The sequence below is a fragment of the Streptomyces sp. LMG1-1-1.1 genome, assembly GCF_040815545.1.
Classification (GTDB): domain Bacteria; phylum Actinomycetota; class Actinomycetes; order Streptomycetales; family Streptomycetaceae; genus Streptomyces.
This window is the reverse complement of sequence record NZ_JBFPNH010000020.1, coordinates 1-19,788: the sequence shown is the minus strand read 5'-3', so window position 1 is coordinate 19,788 and position 19,788 is coordinate 1. Positions and strand designations below refer to the sequence as shown.

At 72.5% G+C, this 19,788-nt stretch carries 13 protein-coding genes and 1 pseudogene; 6 read left to right on the top strand and 8 right to left on the bottom strand.

The genetic code is table 11. From position 1 onward, the window contains the following. Positions 1 to 10: 10 nt before the first annotated feature. The 4 genes from MRBLMG1_RS10165 to MRBLMG1_RS10150 form a co-directional block, all read right to left on the bottom strand. Complete coding sequence (locus MRBLMG1_RS10165) at positions 11 to 1,117, bottom strand: monodechloroaminopyrrolnitrin synthase PrnB family protein (RefSeq protein WP_367822903.1); 1,107 nt, start codon at positions 1,115 to 1,117, stop codon at positions 11 to 13. Positions 1,118 to 1,141: 24 nt separating this feature from the next. Continuing rightward, positions 1,142 to 2,575: an MFS transporter gene (locus tag MRBLMG1_RS10160; RefSeq protein WP_367822901.1), complete on the bottom strand. Its 1,434-nt coding sequence runs from the start codon at positions 2,573 to 2,575 to the stop codon at positions 1,142 to 1,144. After that, the gene (locus MRBLMG1_RS10155) at positions 2,572 to 4,002 is read right to left on the bottom strand and encodes a 4-hydroxyphenylacetate 3-hydroxylase family protein (protein ID WP_367822899.1); all 1,431 of its coding nucleotides are present in this window, start codon (positions 4,000 to 4,002) and stop codon (positions 2,572 to 2,574) included. The genes MRBLMG1_RS10160 and MRBLMG1_RS10155 overlap by 4 nt, the downstream gene beginning before the upstream one ends. A gap of 139 nt (positions 4,003 to 4,141) precedes the next feature. Continuing rightward, entirely contained in the window at positions 4,142 to 5,107 is a 966-nt protein-coding gene (locus MRBLMG1_RS10150; RefSeq protein ID WP_367822897.1) for an AraC family transcriptional regulator, read from the bottom strand. Between the two features lie 118 nt (positions 5,108 to 5,225). Here MRBLMG1_RS10150 and MRBLMG1_RS10145 point away from each other — a divergent pair, with 118 nt between their 5' ends. The 5 genes from MRBLMG1_RS10145 to glgB all read left to right on the top strand — a co-directional run bounded on the left by MRBLMG1_RS10145 (position 5,226) and on the right by glgB (position 14,725). Beyond that, positions 5,226 to 6,167, top strand: a complete 942-nt coding sequence (locus tag MRBLMG1_RS10145; RefSeq protein ID WP_367822895.1) for an SDR family oxidoreductase — start codon at positions 5,226 to 5,228, stop codon at positions 6,165 to 6,167. Between the two features lie 333 nt (positions 6,168 to 6,500). After that, positions 6,501 to 8,486, top strand: a complete 1,986-nt coding sequence (locus MRBLMG1_RS10140) for an alpha-1,4-glucan--maltose-1-phosphate maltosyltransferase (RefSeq protein ID WP_367822893.1) — start codon at positions 6,501 to 6,503, stop codon at positions 8,484 to 8,486. After that, positions 8,483 to 10,177: a maltose alpha-D-glucosyltransferase gene (gene treS, locus MRBLMG1_RS10135; RefSeq protein WP_367822891.1), complete on the top strand. Its 1,695-nt coding sequence runs from the start codon at positions 8,483 to 8,485 to the stop codon at positions 10,175 to 10,177. Before MRBLMG1_RS10140 ends, treS begins: the two co-directional genes overlap by 4 nt. 233 nt (positions 10,178 to 10,410) lie before the next feature. Continuing rightward, positions 10,411 to 11,754, top strand: a complete 1,344-nt coding sequence (locus MRBLMG1_RS10130; protein ID WP_367822889.1) for a maltokinase N-terminal cap-like domain-containing protein — start codon at positions 10,411 to 10,413, stop codon at positions 11,752 to 11,754. 703 nt (positions 11,755 to 12,457) lie between these two features. Beyond that, positions 12,458 to 14,725, top strand: a complete 2,268-nt coding sequence (gene glgB / locus MRBLMG1_RS10125; RefSeq protein ID WP_367822887.1) for a 1,4-alpha-glucan branching enzyme — start codon at positions 12,458 to 12,460, stop codon at positions 14,723 to 14,725. Here the strand turns inward: glgB and MRBLMG1_RS10120 are convergent. The 4 genes from MRBLMG1_RS10120 to MRBLMG1_RS10105 all read right to left on the bottom strand — a co-directional run bounded on the left by MRBLMG1_RS10120 (position 14,712) and on the right by MRBLMG1_RS10105 (position 18,576). Continuing rightward, positions 14,712 to 17,003, bottom strand: coding sequence for a HelD family protein (locus MRBLMG1_RS10120; protein WP_367822885.1), 2,292 nt, complete (start codon positions 17,001 to 17,003; stop codon positions 14,712 to 14,714). The two genes, glgB and MRBLMG1_RS10120, sit on opposite strands and share 14 nt — an antisense overlap. Before the next feature lie 147 nt (positions 17,004 to 17,150). Continuing rightward, complete coding sequence (locus MRBLMG1_RS10115) at positions 17,151 to 17,495, bottom strand: thioredoxin family protein (protein WP_367822883.1); 345 nt, start codon at positions 17,493 to 17,495, stop codon at positions 17,151 to 17,153. Positions 17,496 to 17,500: 5 nt separating this feature from the next. Next, entirely contained in the window at positions 17,501 to 17,917 is a 417-nt protein-coding gene (locus MRBLMG1_RS10110) for a MerR family transcriptional regulator (RefSeq protein ID WP_367822882.1), read from the bottom strand. 140 nt (positions 17,918 to 18,057) lie between these two features. After that, positions 18,058 to 18,576: an Lrp/AsnC family transcriptional regulator gene (locus MRBLMG1_RS10105; protein ID WP_367822881.1), complete on the bottom strand. Its 519-nt coding sequence runs from the start codon at positions 18,574 to 18,576 to the stop codon at positions 18,058 to 18,060. Between the two features lie 67 nt (positions 18,577 to 18,643). Between MRBLMG1_RS10105 and MRBLMG1_RS10100 the strand changes: the two are divergent. Next, a pseudogene (locus tag MRBLMG1_RS10100) lies at positions 18,644 to 19,528 on the top strand (NAD-dependent epimerase/dehydratase family protein); the annotation flags it as partial. Positions 19,529 to 19,788: the final 260 nt, after the last annotated feature.

The window sequence follows — 19,788 nt, the reverse complement described above, 5'->3', positions numbered from 1 at the left end:
TCGGCTGCTCCTAGGCGGCGGTCGGACCGACGGGGGCCCCGGCGGGACGGCGTCGCACGGTCGCGCGGCGCACCATGGTCTCGTTCTCCCTGGTCAGGTCCAGGATCGTGCGCAGCAGCGCGACCGGGGCCCCGCCGCTGCCCTCCTCGTACAGGCGCACGTCGTCGTCGTACGCCTTGCGGGCGATGCCGATGTGGCGGGCCCGGAAGGTCTTGAGGATCCGCAGCACCCGGCCGAGGGCCTCCGCGGAGGCGGCGAGCGGCGGCGGGAGCCGGTCGGCGCCCTCCCAGCTGACGGCCGCCGACAGTTTGCTGACGGCCGACACCCCGCCCCGGTGGCGGGCGTGGAACTCCCGCCAGGCCGGCAGCGCGTACGGCACCGAGTCGGCGAGGAAGGCGTCGTACGCCGGGTCCGGGCGGTCGCACTGCCACAGCGTGAGGTCGATCGGCCAGAGCGGCACCTGCGCGGCGGCCGGGCCCAGGTAGGCGCGGCCCCCGATCTCGACCTCCTCGAAGTACGGGCGCAGTGTCAGCGCGAAGTACTCCGGTGACACCTCGGCGACCGTCAGGTCGATGGAGTCGACCAGGGCCCGCACCCGGCGGGCGATCCGGTCGAGGACGGCGGGGAACGCGGGGTCGTACGGTTCGAGCCCGGTGAGGCGGGCGCAGTCGTCGAGGGCCCCGGCCAGGCCGGGGAACACCATCCGTACCGCCTCCTGGAGCAGGGCCTCCGCCGGATGGCCGGTGTACGAGCGGCGGCGCGGGCCCACCGGGTTCCAGGTCGTGTAGTGGTGGACGGTGTCCCTGGGCACCATGTCCGTGCGGCGGCCCAGGAGTTCGAGCACGGGCAGCGCCTCGGGCACCGCGGCCAGCGGCTGCACGCCGTGCCGTTTCAGCGATCCGAGGAGGATGCCGAGGTCGCGCATGGCCGCCGCCGCGCAGCCCACGCTCCACAGCGCCGCCCGGTCGGGGTCCGGCAGCAGGGCGCGCAGCGCGACCGTGAGCGCGGCGGCGTCGCCCCGCTCGTTCATGGCGGGCACGGCGGCGAGCAGGGCGTCGGCGCCCAGCGGGTCGGCGGCGCGTATGTCCTCGGTGCGGTGACGCGGATCGCCGAGCACGTCCCGGCTCCTCTCTTCTTCGGCTCACTCGCCGGTGGTGGTGGACGACGGGACGGGCTTCGGGGAGCGCTCCGGCCGGTGGAGCCGGACGGAGAGCAGGGCGGCCAGGGCCGCGAAGGCGGCGCCGGTGAGGAGCGCGACGCGGAAGCCCGCGGTCTCGGCGGCGGCGCGTGCGGTGTCCTGGGCCTCGGTACGGGCGGTGGCGACGCCGACGAGGACGGCGAGGCCGAGGACGGAGCCGAACTGCTGGGCGGTGTTGACGAGTCCGGAGGCGAGCCCGGTCTCCTCGGGTGCGGCGTCGGCGGTGGCCGCCACGTTGGTGGCGACCGTGACGAGCGGGAGGGCGGCGCCGAGGAGCAGGCTCGGCGCGAGGACCGTGGTCGTGAAGGTCCCGTCGGCGGTGAGCGCGAGGCCGAGCCAGAGGGTGCCGGCGCAGAGCAGGACGAAGCCCAGGGTCGTGGTGCGGTGGAGGCCGATCCGGAAGATGATCCGGCCGGTTTGCGGGGCGACCGCGACGACGGCGAGAGAGAGCGGGAGGAGGCCGAGGCCGCCGCCGAGCGGCGGGTACCCGAGGACGCTCTGCAGATAGAGGCTGACCAGGAAGAACATCGGGAACAGGGTCGTCTGGGCGAGCGCGGCGAGGACGTTGGCCAGGCGGAGCGCGGGGCGGGCGAGGACCGGGGGCGGCACGAGCGGTGCGCCGGCCCGGCGCTCGACGGCGGCGAAGGCGAGGAGCAGCGCCAGGCCGGCTCCCCCGGCGCCGAGGGTGCGGGGCGAGAGCCATCCGGCGCCGGCGCCGCCGACCAGCGCGTAGGCGGTGAGGCCGAGTCCGGCGGTCGCGGTGAGCGCACCGGCGATGTCGAAGCCGCCGCGCGACGCCCGTGCGGCGCGGGGTTCGAGGACGCGGAGGGCGAGGGCGGCGAGCACCGCGGCGAGGAGGACGTTCAGCCAGAACGTGGCGCGCCAGCCGAGGAGTCCGGTGAGGACGCCGCCGAGGACCGTGCCGAGCACTCCGCCGAGGCCGCCCATGGCGGCGAACGCGCCGAGTGCCCTGTGCCGGTCGGGCCCGTCGGGGAAGAGCAGGAGCAGCAGGGCGAAGGCGGCGGCCGCGGCGAGGGCGGCGCCGGCGCCCTGGACGGCGCGGGCGGCGACGAGGACGCCCGCGTCGGGGGCGAGCGCGCCGAGGGCGGAGGCGGCGGCGAGCAGGGTGAGGCCGCCGAGGAAGACGCGTCGGTGGCCGAGGAGGTCGGCGACGCGTCCGCCGAGCAGGAGGAGCCCCCCGAAGGCGATCAGGTAGGCGTTGGCCACCCAGGACAGGCCGGTGGAGCCGGAGCCGAGGTCCGCGCCGACGGAGGGCAGGGCGACGTTGACGATCGCCGTGTCGGTGACGAGGAGGAGCTGGGTGGAGGCGAGCAGCGCGAGCGCCCCGCGCCGTGGCCCGGGTGGTGGTGGCGTCACCGGGTGGTCCCGAGGCCGTAGCCGTCGAGGCAGGACTGGGCGAGGCTCTCGCACTCCCCCGCCGACCCGGCCCAGGTCTGCATGGTCAGGTAGACGTGCGGGGCGCCGTGGTAGAAGCGCTCGTACTGTTCGTGGCGGCCGGCGAACTCCGAACCGAGCGCGTCCCACGCCAGTTTGAGGAGTTTCACGCGGTCCTCTGCGGCATGGCCGGGGACGGCGAAGTAGCGGCGGACCAGCGGGCCGAGTTCGGGGTGGAGGAGGTCGCGGCCGCTCGCGGGCAGTTGCACGAGGGCCCCGCCGGCGAGGAGTTTGATGTCCTGGATGGCCCGCGGGTACAGCTCGCCGGCCATGATCCGCTGCGCGAAGGAGATCTCCCGGCCGGGGCTGACGCCGCCGCGCCCGCCGTCGACCTCCTCGTACGAGGCCTCCGCGGCCAGGACGAACGCCTTGGCCTGGGCGACCATGCCGAGGAGCCGGCCGAGGGACTGGGTGACGGGCGGCAGCTTCTCGGTGCCGTGGGAGCGGGCGACGAGGATCGCGAGGCCGGTGAGGAACGCGAGCTTGGTCCAGAAGCGGGTGGCGGACTGGTGGACGAGGTTCGGGTAGGCGGGGGTCTGCCACCAGATCGCCGCGGTGGTGGCCGGGTCCCGGTAGGTGAGGACCCGTTCCCAGGGCACGAGGACGTCCTCGCAGACCAGCATCGCGTCGTTCTCGTCGTACCGGGAGGAGAGCGGGTGGTCGAAGACGGACCGGGACCGCTGCTCGTAGGAGGTGCGGGAGATCAGCTTGAGGCCGGGGGTGTCGAGCGGTACGGAGAAGGTCACGGCGTGGTCGGTGTCGTCGTCGGCGAGCGGTTCGATGGTGCCGACGAGGAGTTCGTCGGCGAAGACCGCTCCGGTACCGATCGTCTTCGCGCCGCGGACGACGATCCCGCCGTCGCGTTCCCCGACGACCCGGAGGGTGCGGTCGTCGTCGCCGCGCCCCTGCGACGGGTTGGTGAGGGTGAACGCGGTGTGCAGGTCGCCGTCCGCGAGCCGCCGGTGGAACGCGAGGACGTTGTCGGCGCCGTCGAAGGCCGCGCCGGTGAACACGCCGGGCGCGGCCGCGAACCCGGCGACCCCCGCGGCCATGTAGTCCGGGGTGCGGCCGAGGAAGCCGTAACTGGCCTCGGCCGTCGTGCGGAAGGCCCTGCGGCGGGCGACGAGGTCCTCGTAGGAGCGCGGCACGGCGCCGGCGCGGCGCACCCCGCCGTGGACGAGGACGGGGTGGTGGACGGGGTCGTCGGCGAGGTCGTACAGGCCGGCGAAGGAGGCCGCGGTGGTCCGGAAGGCGGGATGCGCGGTGACGTCCGCGACCCGCTCCCCGTCGAGCCAGATCGCCCGCCCGTCGCGCAGCCCCTCCAGATACTCCTGCCCGGACCTCGTCACCGGCGCCTCGCCTCTCCTCGGGTGTCACGGCACTGCCGGTCCCGAGCCTGGACCGGTGCGGCCGGTCCGGACAATGAGCGTCCGTCCAGGGCTCCTTAAGAACCGTCCAGGGGCGCCCGAAGATGTCAGGTCGGGGGCGTCAGGCGGCGCTGGCCTCTCCCGCCCGGTACTCGCCGGGGGTCACGCCGAACCACTTGCGGAAGGCGAGGTGGAAGCCGACGGCGCTCTGGTAGCCGACGCGGGAGGGCACGGCCGACTGCGGGAGCGAGGTCTCGGCGAGCAGCCGGCCCGCCTCCTGCATGCGCCGCGCGGCGAGGTAGCGGGCGGGGGACTCGCCGACCAGGTCGCGGAAGGCGGCGGTGAACGCGGACCGTGACATGCCGACCTCGCGGGCCACGGAGTCGATGGTCCAGGGTTCGGCGAACCGGGTCGCCATGATGACGACGGCCCGGCTGATCCCGGGGTGGCGCAGCAGCGGCAGGGAGGCCGGGCTGTCGGCGAGTTCGCGCAGCAGGGGGCGGAGCGCGAGGACGAGCGCCATCTCGAAGGCGCGGAGGGTGATGAGCCGGTCGCCGGGTCCGACGGGCCGGTCCGGTGCGGCGAGCAGCCTGAGGGTGTCGCGGAGCAGCGGTTCCCGGTCGACCTGGGCGCCGTCGAGGACGAGGGCCCAGGGCAGTGAGGTGTAGAGGCCGGTGGCGGCGCTGGCGTCGTAGTGGAGTCCGGCGCACAGGAGTCGGCTCTCGGGTCCGGTGCCGTCGATGACGATCTCTCCGGAGGTGCCGGGCCGCCGTTCGGGCAGGACGGCCTTGAGCGGGAGGCCCTGGCGGTCGGGCCGGTCGGAGAGGCGGTGCGCGGTGCCGGTGGGGAAGACGACGAGGTCGCCGGCGTGCAGGGCGACGGGGGGTTCGTCGTCGGTGGTGATCCAGCAGTCGCCCTCGACGACGTAGTGGAGGACTGCGCAGCTGCTCTCGGCGTCGCCTTCGATGGCCCAGGGGGCCCGGACGTGCCAGCGGCTGTCGAAGACCCCGGTGAGCCTGAGGGGTTTCAGCAGTTCGCTGAGGAGGTCCTCGCGCTGCTCGTGACGGTCGGTTCCCACGGTTTCCATGGACGATCCTTCAACTTCCGCCCCGGTTTGTTAATTGAACGGCCGAAGCCGTCGCGGCGAGCCTGGAACGACGCCGACACGACAGCGGTGACAGCCTATCGAAGGGCCTTCCACACACATGTCCAGTGAGATTCCGATGCGGGTGGCGGTCGTGGGCGCGACCGGGTTCCAGGGTGCCGCGGTGGCCCGTCTGCTCGCCGAGCGGACGCACCGGGTGCGGGCGCTGACCCGGCGCGCCGAGGCCGACCGGCCGCCGCTGCCGGGCGCCGTCTTCGCCGCGGGCGATCTGGGGCGGCCGGCGGAGGTGCGGCGGTTCTTCGAGGGGACGACGCACGCGTTCGTGACGATGCCGCTGGTGTACGAGGCGGAGCGGGTGGAGGCGTACGCGCGGAACGTCGCGGAGGCGGCGCTGGCGGCGGGGACGCTCCGGCTGGTGTTCAACGCCAACACCCGCATCCCGCCGGGCCCGACGGACGTGGCCGCGTTCGAGACGCGGCGGCTGGCGGAGCGGGTGCTGCGGGACAGCGGGGTGCCGCTGGTGGTGATCCGGCCGCCGGTGTACCTGGACAACCTGTTCTCGCCGTGGAACGGTCCCGCTCTCGTCGACGACGGCGTGCTCGCCTATCCGCTGCCGGAGTCGGCGCGGACGGCGTGGCTCTCCCACCGGGGCCTGGCGGAGGCGGCGTTCGCCGCGCTGACCCGCGAGGGCCTGGAGGGCCGGACGTTCGACATCGGCGGCGAGCGGTCCCTGACCGGCGGCGAGCTGGCGGCCGCTTTCGGCCGCGGTCTCGGCCGCGGGGTGCGGTACGAGGAGCTGGATCCGGTCGCCTTCGAGCACGGCCTCGCACAGCTCCTGGGCCCGGCGACGGCCGCCGGAGTGGCCGGGATCTACCACTACATGGCGAGCGGCGCCGATCCGCTCCTGATGGCCGGCGACGACGGCGTCTCGACCGAGGTGCTGGACCTCGCCCCTTCCCCGGTGGAGGAGTGGGTGGCCCGCCAGCCCTGGCAGGTCTGGTCGACGGACCCGGACGGACCCGACGCGCCGCCGCGGAACTGACGCCCGGCCGGAAACAGAGCCCCGCCCCACAGAAGGCGGGGCTCTTTTCTGTCCGGACCACGTGCTTGCCGAGACGACTACGCCCGAGTAGTTAACAAAGCGCCGGATTGCCCACCCGACGACCGTGGAAGGCTCCTCCGGTACGCCTCCCGAAACCGTCCCTCCGTGACCCCGTACTTCCCGTGGACCCCCGTACTCCCTGTGGACCCGCCATTCGAGTGAACGCGGACAGGAGCGGCCATGCCCGCAACCCGCCGGCCGTCGGCGGAGCTAGAAAGAGCGCACCACCACCCGCACCCCCGTAACCCGTCAGGTGATGCTGTGAATCCGCTCATGGGACGCATTCCCGTACTGGACGTTCGCCCGTTGGTCGACTGCGGCCGCCGACCCGCGAAAGCGGTCGCCGGAGAGACCTTCGAGGTGACGGCGACCGTGTTCCGCGAGGGCCACGACGCGGTCGCCGCAAATGTCGTGCTGCGCGGCCCGTCCGGCCGCCCCGGCCCGTGGACCCCGATGCGCGAACTGGCCCCCGGCACCGACCGGTGGGGCGCCGAGGTCACCCCGGACGCCGAGGGCCGATGGACGTACACCGTCGAGGCGTGGAGCGACCCGGTGGCCACCTGGCGCCACACGGCGAGGATCAAGATCCCGGCCGGGATCGACTCCGAACTGGTCCTCGCCGAGGGGGCCGAACTGCACGAGCGCGCCGCGAAGGGCGTCCCGAAGAAGGGCGGCGGCCGGGAGGCGGTGCTCGCGGCCGCGGACGCGCTGCGCGACGTGTCCCGGCCGGCCGCCGTCCGGCTCGCGGCCTCGCTCGCGCCCCGCGTGGTCGAGGCCCTCGACCGCTACCCGCTGCGCGAACTCCTCTCCTCCTCGCCCGCGTTGCCCCTCCAGGTGGAGCGCGAGCGGGCCCTCTTCGGCTCCTGGTACGAGTTCTTCCCGCGCTCGGAGGGCGTACGGAAGGTCAGGGGCCGTACGGTCCCGGGGAACTTCCGCACCGCGGCCGAACGCCTCCCTGCGGTCGCGGCGATGGGCTTCGACGTGGTGTACCTGCCGCCGGTGCACCCGATCGGCGAGACCCACCGCAAGGGCCCGAACAACTCGCTGTCGGCGTCGCCGAACGACGTCGGCGTGCCGTGGGCGATCGGCTCGCCGGAGGGCGGGCACGACGCGCTCCACCCGGACCTCGGCACCTTCGAGGACTTCGACGCGTTCGTGGCGCGGGCCCGGGAGCTGCGGCTGGAGATCGCGCTCGACTTCGCGCTCCAGTGCTCCCCGGACCACCCGTGGGTGGAGAAGCACCCGGAGTGGTTCCACCACCGCCCGGACGGCTCGATCGCGTACGCGGAGAACCCGCCGAAGAAGTACCAGGACATCTACCCCATCGCGTTCGACCGGGACATGGACGGGATCGTCGCCGAGACCGTGCGGGTGCTGCGGTTCTGGATGGACCACGGGATCCGGATCTTCCGCGTCGACAACCCGCACACCAAGCCGGTGGTGTTCTGGGAGCGGGTGATCGGCGAGATCAACCGGGCCGACCCGGACGTGATCTTCCTGGCCGAGGCGTTCACCCGGCCGGCGATGATGCGGACGCTCGGCGCGATCGGCTTCCAGCAGTCGTACACGTACTTCACCTGGCGGAACACCAAGGAGGAGCTGACGGAGTACCTCACCGAGCTGTCCGGGGAGACGGCCGCGCAGATGCGGCCGAACCTCTTCGTGAACACCCCCGACATCCTGCACGCCTACCTCCAGGAGGGCGGTCGGCCCGCGTTCGAGGCGCGCGCGGTGCTCGCCGCGACGCTGTCGCCGTCCTGGGGCATGTACGCCGGGTACGAGCTGTGCGAGAACACCGCGCTGCGGGACGGCAGCGAGGAGTACCTCGACTCGGAGAAGTACGAACTGCGGCCGAGGGACTGGGAGTCGGCGGAACGGGCCGGGGCGACGATCACCCCGCTGATCACCGCCCTGAACCGGGCCAGGCGCCGTCACCCGGCGCTCCGCCGGCTGCGGAACCTGACCTTCCACGACACCGACAACCCCCAGGTGATCGCGTACTCGAAGCGCTCGGGTTCGAACATCGTTCTGGTGGTCGTCAACCTCGACCCGCACCACACCCAGGAGGCTTCACTCTCGTTGAACATGCCGGAACTCGGCCTCGACTGGCACGAGACCGTGCCGGTGCGCGACGAGCTCACCGGCGAGACCTATCACTGGGGCAGGACCAGTTACGTGCGCCTGGAACCGGGTGTCACACCCGCGCACGTCCTCGTCCTGCGACCGTCCCCGCAGACCGGAGGGTCACCCACATCATGACCGTCAACGAGCCCGTCCCCGACACCTTCGAGGACACCCCCGCCAAGGACCGCGACCCCGACTGGTTCAAGCGGGCCGTCTTCTACGAGGTCCTCGTCCGCTCCTTCCAGGACAGCAACGGCGACGGCGTCGGCGACCTGAAGGGCATCACGTCCAAGCTGGACTACCTCCAGTGGCTGGGCGTCGACTGCCTCTGGCTGCCGCCGTTCTTCAAGTCGCCGCTGCGGGACGGCGGCTACGACGTCGCCGACTACACCTCGGTGCTCCCCGAGTTCGGCGACCTGGCCGACTTCGTCGAGTTCGTGGACTCGGCCCACCAGCGCGGGATGCGCGTGGTCATCGACTTCGTCATGAACCACACGAGCGACCAGCACCCGTGGTTCCAGGAGTCCCGGCGCGACCCGGAGGGCCCGTACGGCGACTACTACGTCTGGGCCGACGACGACAAGCAGTACGCGGACGCCCGGATCATCTTCGTCGACACCGAGACCTCCAACTGGACCTTCGACCCGGTCAGGAAGCAGTACTACTGGCACCGGTTCTTCTCGCACCAGCCGGACCTGAACTACGAGAACCCGGCGGTCCAGGAGGAGATCCTCTCCTCGCTGAAGTTCTGGCTCGACCTGGGGATCGACGGGTTCCGGCTCGACGCGGTGCCGTACCTGTACCAGGAGGAGGGCACCAACTGCGAGAACCTCCCCGCCACCCACGGCTTCCTCAAGCGGGTCCGCAAGGAGATCGACGACCACTACCCGGACACGGTGCTGCTCGCCGAGGCGAACCAGTGGCCCGAGGACGTCGTCGACTACTTCGGCGACTTCCGCTCCGGCGGCGACGAATGCCACATGGCCTTCCACTTCCCGGTCATGCCGCGGATCTTCATGGCCGTCCGGCGCGAGTCCCGCTACCCGGTCTCGGAGATCCTGGCGAAGACCCCGGAGATCCCCTCCGGCTGCCAGTGGGGCATCTTCCTGCGCAACCACGACGAGCTCACCCTCGAGATGGTCACCGACGAAGAGCGCGACTACATGTACGCCGAGTACGCCAAGGACCCGCGGATGCGGGCCAACATCGGCATCCGGCGCCGCCTCGCCCCGCTCCTCGACAACGACCGCAAGCAGATGGAGCTGTTCACCGCGCTGCTCTTCTCGCTGCCCGGCTCGCCGGTGCTGTACTACGGCGACGAGATCGGCATGGGCGACAACATCTGGCTCGGCGACCGCGACGGGGTCAGGACCCCGATGCAGTGGACACCCGACCGGAACGCGGGCTTCTCCTCCTGCGACCCCGGACGGCTCTACCTGCCGGCCATCATGGACCCCGTCCACGGCTACCAGGTGACCAACGTCGAGGCGGGCATGGCCTCGCCGTCCTCGCTGCTGCACTGGACGAAACGGATGATCGAGATCCGTAAGCAGAACCGGGCCTTCGGCACGGGGACGTACACGGAACTCCCGGCGTCCAACCCCGCGGTGCTCGCCTTCCTCCGCGAGGACGGCGAGGACCTGGTGCTCTGCGTGAACAACTTCTCGCGGCACGCCCAGCCCACCGAGCTCGACCTGCGGCGCTTCGACGGGATCCGACCGGTCGAACTGATCGGCGGGGTGCAGTTCCCGGCCATCGGCCAGCTGCCCTACCTCCTGACCCTTGCGGGACACGGCTTCTACTGGTTCCGTCTCAAGAAGGCCTGAGCGAGAGCAAGTTCTCGCTCGCACGGGGTGGGACGGTTTCCACCGTCCCGCTCTGGGCACTGTGAACGACACACGATTCAGGTCCATCCGGGCCCACTTGGCGGACCCATACGGATCTTCCCTTTCCGACACGTCCCGCACATCCGGACAGTCACAGCCGCCATCCGGGACACTCTGCGCATTTGAACGCATACGAAAGCCAACTGCGCGCCCCGGGGAAAGGACGCGATGCCATGCCGGAGACCGCATCCACCACCCGGGCCCCGGACGCCCTCCTACCGTCCCTCGCCCCCCTGCTCCACGAATGGCTGCCACGGCAGCGCTGGTTCGCGGGCAAGGGCCGCCGGGTCACCGGATTCACCCTGGACGCGGCCACCGAGCTGCTCCCCCTGGACGGCGCGGGACCCGGCCTCCTCCACCTCCTCGTACGGGTCGAACAACCCGGCCGCCCGGCCGGCACGCCCGCCGACTGCTACCAACTCCTCCTGGGCGTACGCACCCAGCTCCCGCCCCGCCTCGCCCCCGCCCTCATCGGGCGGATCCGGCAGGGCCCCCTCGCCGGACGAGCCGTGTACGAAGGGCTGCGCGACCCGCGGCTCGCCGGACTCCTCTACGAGCGGCTGCGCAGCCCGGGCCGGACCGGCCCCCTGCGCTTCCACGCCACCACCGCACTGCCCCCCGCCCTCGCCCCCCGCATGCTCGACGCCGAACAGTCCAACTCGTCCCTGATCTACGGAGATTCGTTCATCCTCAAGATCTTCCGACGGGTCAGCCCCGGCGCCAACCCCGACCTCGAACTCCCGCTCGCCCTCAGCCAGGCTGGCTGCGAACGGGTCCCCGCACCGGTCGCCTGGTTCGAGTCCGGCGCCTCCACCCTCGGCGTCCTCCAGCCGTACCTGCGCGACTCCCGCGACGGCTGGCGGCTCGCGCTCGACGCGCTCGCCGACGGGCGCGAGTTCACCACCGAGGCCCGCGCCCTCGGCCGCGCCACCGCCGAGGTCCACCTCGCCCTCGCCGAAGCCCTCCCCACCCGGCGGCTCCGGAAAGCCGAGGCCGAGGAGGTCGCCGACGCCATGGACCGGCGCCTCCACGCGGCGGCCCAGGCCGTACCCGCCCTCCTGCCCTACGTCCCCGGCCTGCGGGCCGTCTTCGCCGCGGCCGGCGCCGGCACGGGCGCGCTCCAGCGCATCCACGGCGACCTCCACCTCGGACAGACCCTCCGCGGGTCCGACGGCGCCTGGGCCGTCATCGACTTCGAGGGCGAACCCGCCAAGTCCCTCGACGAACGGCGCAGCCCCCAGCCCACCGTCCGCGACGTCGCCGGCATGCTCCGCTCGTTCGACTACGCCGCCCGCACCCACCGCCCCTGGAACGCCGACTGGGCCGCCCGCTGCCGGGCCGCCTACTGCACCGGCTACGCCGAGGCCGCCGGAACCGACCCCCGGGCCGATCCCGCGCTCCTCCGCGCCTACGAGACCGACAAAGCCGTCTACGAAGTCGTCTACGAAGCCCGCCACCGCCCCGACTGGCTCCCCGTCCCCATGTCCGCCATCCACCGCCTCTCCACCCCCCAATGACCCCCACCCCCACCCACGTACCGCCCGCGCCCACCCCCACGCGCGCCGGCGCCCCGCCGCCCACCCCCGCCCGGGCCGGCATTCCCATGCCCGCGCGGGTTGGCACCCCTACGCCGACGCCCACCCCCGTGTGGGCCGGGCCCCCCATGCCCGCACCCACCCCCGCGTGGGCTGGCACCCCCACCCCGTCGCCCACCCCCGCGCGGGTTGGCGCCCCTACCCCGTCGCCCACCCCCGTGTGGGCAATCGTCCCGCTGGGGCGGGACGGGTGGGCACACGGGACGGCGCCCCCTGCCGGGCCAAGGCTTCCGCGCCTGAGCCCGCACCCCGTGTGCGGCGCCGTCGTGGGTTGTGCCCACCCGTTCCGCCCCAGCGGAACAGCTGCCCACAACCCAGGTAGCGGCCGAGAAGGGCGAAGCCCACAACCCAAAGGCGGCCGAGAACCCGCGGCCCCCAACCGACGTGGCGGGGGCGCAGCTCACGACACGGGGGGCGGCCGGGTGGGCGCGGCACGCGGACCGGGAGGTGTGGGCGGAGGTCCGGCGGGCCGGCGCGGGGGCGGGTGGGACCCGTTTGGAGCAGGTGGGGGGTGGGGGCTGCCTGCGGGAATGCGGAGGGGCCCCGTTCGGCCGAGTTTCCAGTCATGGCGTGAAGACGTTGCGCATCTGTACCCCCGTTCCCCCCGTCCTTCAGGAGGCCCCCGGTGACCGCCCGATCCGCAGGCAAGACGTCCCGTACCAAGAAGACGGCCACGCCGGACCGGAACGCGGTAAGGAAGGCGCCACCCCTCGACCCGGGAGAGCGGGCCCGCCTGCTGGCGGGTGAGCACCACGATCCGCACGGCGTGCTGGGCGCGCACCCGGTGAGGGGCGGTATCGCCGTCCGGGTGCTGCGCCCGTGGGCGAAGGAGGTCGCCGTCGTCGCGAAGGACCGGCGCGTGGTGCTGCACGACGACGGTGACGGCTTGTTCTCGGCGGTGATCCCGCTGCTGCGCAAGGTCCCGGCGTACGAGCTGCGGGTCCGGTACGAGGACGGCGCGGAGGAGCTCGCGGTGCGGGACCCGTACCGCTTCCTGCCGTCGCTCGGGGAGCTGGACCTTCATCTGATCGGGGAGGGCCGGCACGAGGAGCTGTGGACGGCGCTCGGCTCGCGGGTGATGACCCATGAGGGCGTCGCCGGGACCCGTTTCGCCGTGTGGGCGCCGAACGCCCGCGGCGTGCGGGTCACGGGCGACTTCACGTGCTGGGACGGCACGGGGCTGCCGATGCGGTCGCTGGGCTCGACGGGCGTGTGGGAGCTGTTCGTGCCGGGGGTCGGCGAGGGCGCCGTCTACAAGTACGACATCGCCCGCCCGGACGGTTCGCACACCGTCCGGGCGGATCCGATGGCCCGCCGTACGGAGTGCCCGCCGAACACGGCGTCGATCGTCACGGAGTCGCACTACGTGTGGGACGACGCGGAGTGGATGGAGCGGCGGGGTGCGCGTCCGCACCACGAGGCTCCGCTGTCGGTGTACGAGGTGCACCTGCCGTCGTGGCGGCCGGGCCTGACGTACCGGCAGTTGGCGGAGCAGCTGCCGGACTACGTGCGGGACCTGGGCTTCACGCACGTGGAGTTCATGGCGGTCGCCGAGCATCCGTTCAGCGGTTCGTGGGGCTACCAGGTGACGGGGTTCTACGCGCCGACGGCCCGCATGGGCACGCCGGACGACTTCAGGTTCCTGGTGGACGCGCTGCACGCGGCGGGCGTCGGGGTCCTGATGGACTGGGTGCCGGCGCACTTCCCGAAGGACGACTGGGCGCTGGCGGAGTTCGACGGGCGGCCGCTGTACGAGCACGAGGACCCGCGCCGCTCACACCATCCCGACTGGGGGACCCTGGAGTTCGACTACGGCCGCAAGGAGGTGCGGAACTTCCTGGTGGCGAACGCGGTGTACTGGTGCCAGGAGTTCCACATCGACGGGCTGCGGGTGGACGCGGTGGCGTCGATGCTCTACCTCGACTACTCGCGGGAGCACGGCGAGTGGCTGCCGAACGAGTTCGGCGGCCGGGAGAACCTGGACGCGGTCGCGTTCCTCCAGGAGATGAACGCGACGGTGTACCGGCGCTGCCCCGGCATCGTGACGTTCGCCGAGGAGTCGACGGCCTGGGACGGCGTGACGCGGGCGACCGACCAGGTGGGGCCGGGCGGCTTCGGCGGTCTGGGCTTCGGCATGAAGTGGAACATGGGCTGGATGCACGACTCGCTCGGCTACGTCGGGAAGGAGCCGGTGCACCGCAAGTACCACCACCACGAGATGACGTTCTCGATGGTCTACGCGTACAGCGAGAACTACATCCTGCCGATCTCCCACGACGAGGTCGTGCACGGCAAGCGGTCCCTGGTGTCGAAGATGCCCGGCGACTGGTGGCAGCAGCGGGCGAACCACCGGGCCTACCTGGGGTTCATGTGGGCCCATCCCGGCAAGCAGCTCCTCTACATGGGGCAGGAGTTCGCCCAGGGCGCGGAGTGGTCGGCCGAGCACGGCCCGGACTGGTGGCTGCTCGACCCGTCGTACGGTGCCGAGGCCGACCACCGGGGCGTGCGGGACCTGGTGCGCGACCTCAACACGGTGTACGCGGCGAGCCCCTCGCTCTGGGAGCGGGACACGGCCCCGGAGGGGTTCCAGTGGGTGGTGGGGGACGCGGCCGAGGACAACGTCTTCGCGTTCCTGCGCTTCGACGCGTACGGCTCGCCCCTGCTCGCCGTGTGCAACTTCTCGCCCGTCGTCCGGCACGACTACCGGCTGGGCGTGCCGGACGCCTTCGCGGCCTGGGCGGAGGTCCTCAACACGGACGCCGCCCGCTACGGCGGCGGCGACGTCGTCGGCACCGACCCGGTGAAGACCGAGTCGGTGCCGTGGCACGGCCGCGCGGCGAGCCTGCGCATGACCCTGCCGCCGCTGGCGACGGTCTGGCTCAGGCCGGCGTGACGGCCGGTTCCGTGACGGCCGGTTCCGCGGCCGCCGGTTCCGCGGCCGCCGGCCGGATGATGCCGAGGCGCTGAGTGGCCCGGGTCAGTGCCACGTACAGGTCGTTGACACCGTGCGTGGCACCGGCCCGGATGCCGTCCGGGTCGACGACGAGGACGGTGTCGAACTCCAGGCCCTTGGCCTGCCGGGGGTCGAGGAGGACGACCGGCCGGGTGAGGTCGGGCTTCGGGCCGTACGAGGCGTCGGGGAGGGCGGCGACGAGTCCGGGGTGGAGGGCGGGCGGGGCGATGACGGCGAGCCGGCCCTCCGCGCGGGCTTCGGCGGCGACCGCGTCGGCGGCCTCCTTCACCGGGTCCTCGACGGTCAGGTCCCAGGGTTCCACGCCGGTGGAGCGCACCGAGCTCGGCGGCTCGAAGCCGGGGTCGTCGGCCCGCCGCACCTCGGCGGCGACGGCCATGATCTCGGCGGGCGTGCGGTAGTTGACGCCGAGGCGCACGTGGTCCCAGCGGTCCTCCACGTACGGGGCGAGGATGCTCTGCCAGGCGCCGACGCCGGCCGGGTCGCCGGTCTGCGCCGGGTCGCCGACGAGCGTCATGGACCGGTTGGGGCTGCGGCGCATGAGGAGCCGCCAGGTCATCGCGGAGAGTTCCTGGGCCTCGTCGACGATGATGTGCCCGAAGGCCCAGGTGCGGTCGGCGGCGGCCCGTTCGGCGGCGGTCCGGTGGTCGGCCTCCTCGTGGCGTTCGGCGAAGCGTTCGGCGTCGATGATGTCGTGGGCGGAGAGGACCTCGGAGGCGTCCTTGTCGAGTTCCTCCTTGTCCTCGAACTCGTAGGTGCGCGAGGCGAAGGACACGTCAAGGACGCCCTGCGCGTACTGGATCTGCTTCTGCCGTTCGGCCTCCTCGGCGGCGCGCGCGGCGGAGTCGTCCTCTCCGAGGAGTTCGGCGGCCTCGTCGAGGAGCGGGACGTCGCCGGGGGCCCAGGGGCCGCCGTCGCGCCGGATCGCCGCGGCGTCCTCCTCGGGAAGGTGGGTGGGCTCGGCGAGGTAGTCGGCGAGGAAGTCCTGCGGGGTGAGCGCGGGCCAGAGCGTGCCGATCGCCGCGTACACCTCCGGGTTGGCGGCGATGCCCTTGGCCAGCAGCGCGATGTCGTCGGGGCCGAGGAAGTTGGGACCGCCGTAGGGGTCGGCGCCGATCCGGTCGGCGAGCTGTTCGGCGAGCGCGTCGAGGATCCGGAAGACGAAGTACGGGCGGGCGAGGTTGTGCGGGAGGGCGGTCTCGCGGGCCTTGTGGCGGGCCTCCAGGGCCATGTCCCAGTCGATGACCAGGTCGCCGTCGTCGTGCGGGACGATCAGCGGCTCGCCGCGTTCGGGGACCTGCTGGCGGTCGCGTACGGCCGCGGCGAGGGCGGTGGCCATGGCGGCGGAGCCCTTGACCGCGGCGGCTTCCGGGGTGTCGGTGCCGGTGGCGCGGACGCCGGGGAAGAGTTCGGCGGGGGTGGCGAGGAGGACGCCGGTCTCGCCGAGGGAGGGCAGGACGTTGCCGATGTAGCCGAGGAACGCCGGGTTGGGGCCGACGATGAGGACGGCCCGCTTGGCGAGCTGCTCGCGGTGGGCGTAGAGCAGGTACGCGGCCCGGTGCAGGGCGACGGCGGTCTTGCCGGTGCCGGGGCCGCCCTCGACGACGAGGACCCCGCGGTGCGGCGAGCGGATGATGGCGTCCTGCTCGGCCTGGATGGTCTGCACGATGTCGTGCATCCGGCCGGTGCGGGCGGCGTCGAGCGCGGCGAGCAGCACCTCGTCGGCGTCCCGGCTCTCGTGGCCGGTGCGGGTGGCGTCGGCGAGGTCGAGGACCTCGTCGTGGAGGGCGGTCACGGTGCGGCCGAGGGTGGTGATGTGCCGGCGGCGGGTGAGCCCCATCGGCTCGTACCCGGTGGCGAGGTAGAAGGGGCGGGCGACCTCGGCGCGCCAGTCGACGACGAGCGGGGTGCGGTTCGGGTCGTCCTCGCGGATGCCGAGCCGGCCGATGTGGTGGTCGCGGCCGTCCTGGAACACGAGCCGGCCGAAGCACAGCCCGCTCTCCCCCGCGTTCAGCGCGGCGAGCAGGCCGGACTGCTCGGCGACCAGCACGTCCCGTTCGAGCCGTCCCTGGTTGCCGCCGACCCCCGGGGTGCGCAGGGCCTGCTCGACGGCGGCCTCGGCCTGGTCCCTGAGGTCGTCGAGTCGTGCGTACAGATCGGTGATGAATTGCTGTTCTTTCCGAAATTCCTCGGTTGACAATTCGACTCCCGGCGCGATACAGTGCGTTTATTGAACTTCTCCGCGTCTCTCGTATGCCCAGACACGGAATCCATGAATATACGCGACGCAATACCCCGACTGTCAATTCTAGTCGGGGTATTTCTGTATGCGCCTGTCAGCCGACGGTCACCCGGACAGCACGTCCGCCAGCTCCTCCAGCAGCCTCCGCTTCGGCCGCGCGCCGACCAGGGACTTCACCGGCTCGCCCGCATGGAACACCATGAGCGTCGGAGTCCCCAGGACCCCGTACCTCAGTGCCGTCTCCGGGTTGCGGTCCACGTCCATCTCGACGATCCGCAGCCGCCCCGCCTCCTCCACCGCGATCGCTCCCAGCACCGGCTTCATCTGCCGGCAGGGCCCGCACCACTCCGCCGTGAACTTCACCAGGACCGGGCCTCCCGCCCCGAGCACCTCCGCACCGAAGTCCGCGTCCGTGACCTCGCCCACGGCCTCGCCGTACGTCGTCGTCATTCCCGTCACTCCTTCGCTTCCGTCTCCGTCACCGCGCCGAGCTCGCATCGGGGCTCCGGGCCGTACGGCAGCTCCGCCTCGGCCCGCAGCAGCTGGGCGCCCACCTGCGCACGTACCGCCCTGAGCTGGTCGATCAGCCCGTCCAGCTCGGCGACCTTCCGCCGGTAGACGGCGATCGACGCCGGACAGGCGTCCCCCGCCGGATGCCCGGCCCGCAGGCAGTCGACGAACGGCCGCGTCTCCTCCAGCTCGAACCCGAAGTCCTGCAGGGTCCTGATCTGCTGGAGCAACCGCAGGTCGTCCTCGTCGTACGTGCGGTACCCCTGCTCCGTACGCCGGGCGGTCAGCAGGCCCCGGGACTCGTAGTACCGCAGAGTCCGCGTGGTGGTTCCTGCCCGCTCGGCCAGCTCTCCGATGCGCATGTCCCGACCGTAGGCCTTGACGCCGACGTCAAGGCAAGGCGAGGTGGGGCGGGGCATGGCGGGGCGAGGTGGCACGGGGCAAGGCAAGAACAAGGCAGGACGGGCGGGGCAGGAACGGCATCGGGGCGGCGGGGGCCGCTTCACGCCGGCGGCAGCAGGGGCTTCCGCTCGACCGGGGACGACAGGACGATCGACGTCGTGGTGCGGCCGAGCGCCGAGGTCTGCTCCAGGACCTCTTCGAGATGGATCGTGTCGGTGACGGCGACCTTGAGGATCCAGCAGTCCTCTCCGACCACGTGGTGCACCTCCAGGACCTCCGGGCGCGCGGTGAGCTCCAGGGTGCGGGGGTGCTTCAGGGTGTAGCCGCCGTGCGGGTTCACGCGGATGAACGCCTGGATGCCGTAGCCGAGCCGCGCCGGGGACACGTGCGCGCCGTACCCCGTGACCGCCCCGCCCGCCTCCAGGCGCCGCACCCGCTCGGTGACCGCCGCGGGGCTGAGCCGGACCCGCCGGCCGAGCTCGCTGAGCTTGATCCGTCCGTCGGTCTGCAGGAGGTCCAGGATCTGCCGGTCGATGGGGTCGAAAGCGACCGCCGACGTTTCGTCGGCGCCGGCGCGCGAATGCCGTGGTTCCTTCGGTGCGGCGGCCGCGAGTCCCATGTTTCCCCCTTCAATCAGCGAGCGCACAACGTAACACTTGACCCCGGAAACAAGGGAGTTGGGATTCATGGACATTCTGGTCATCGGCGGTAATCGCTATTTCGGAAAGCGGCTCATCGCCCTCCTTCGGGAATCCGGACACCACATCACCGTGCTCAATCGGGGCTCTTCCCCCGCCCCCGCCGGAATCGAGCAGATCGTCGCCGACCGCGACGACGAATCCGCCCTCGAATCCGCCCTCGCGGGCCGCTCCTTCGACGTCGTCGTCGACCAGGTCTGCTACACCCCCCGCCAGGCCGACATCGCCCTCCGCGTCTTCGGCCCCCGCACCGGGCGCTACGTCATGACGTCGACGGTCGAGGTGTACGAGTACGAGGACTCCCCCGCACCCGTCACCGAATCCGCCCTCGACCTGGGAACGGTCACCGTCGACACGACCCTCCCCTGGGACGACCCCGAGTTCCTCGACACCCACTACGGCGAGGGCAAGCGCCAAGCCGAAGCCGTCTTCTCCGCCGGCTCCCCCTTCGCCTGGACCTCGGTGCGCGTGGCACACGTACTCGGCGGCGCGGACGACTTCACCGGCCGCCTCGACCACTACGCCCAGCGCGTCCGCGCCGGCGAGCCGATCGCCGTACCCGTCGTGAACCACCCCGCGACCTACATATACGTCGAGGAAATCGCCTCCTTCCTCGCCTGGGCCGTCGCCTCCGAATTCACCGGCCCCGTCAACGCGCACTCCCACGGCCCCCTCACCACCGCCGACATCTGCGCCGCGATCGAGCAGCTCACCGGCGGCCGAACCCTCTTCCACCCCGTAGAGGTCGGCGAAGTCTCCCCCTTCTCCTTCACCCGCTCGTACGGCATGGACAACTCCCGCGCGACCTCGCTCGGTTACTCCTTCACACATTCCACGGAGTGGCTCGCGAGGGCTGTGGAGGAGACGGTCGGGGGTGCCGGCGGGGGTGGCGGCGGGGATGCCAGCGGGGGTGCTGCTGGGGGCGGGGGTGGGGATGCTGCCGGGGGCAGGGCAGGGAATGCCGGCGGGGGCAGGGCAGGGAATGCCGGCGGGGGCACGGCGGGGGATGGTGCCGGAGGCACGGCCGGGGATGGTGCCGGGGACGCTGCCGGAGGCACGGCCGGGGATGGTGCCGGGGACGCTGCCGGAGGCACGGCCGGGGATGGTGCCGGGGACGCTGCCGGAGGCACGGC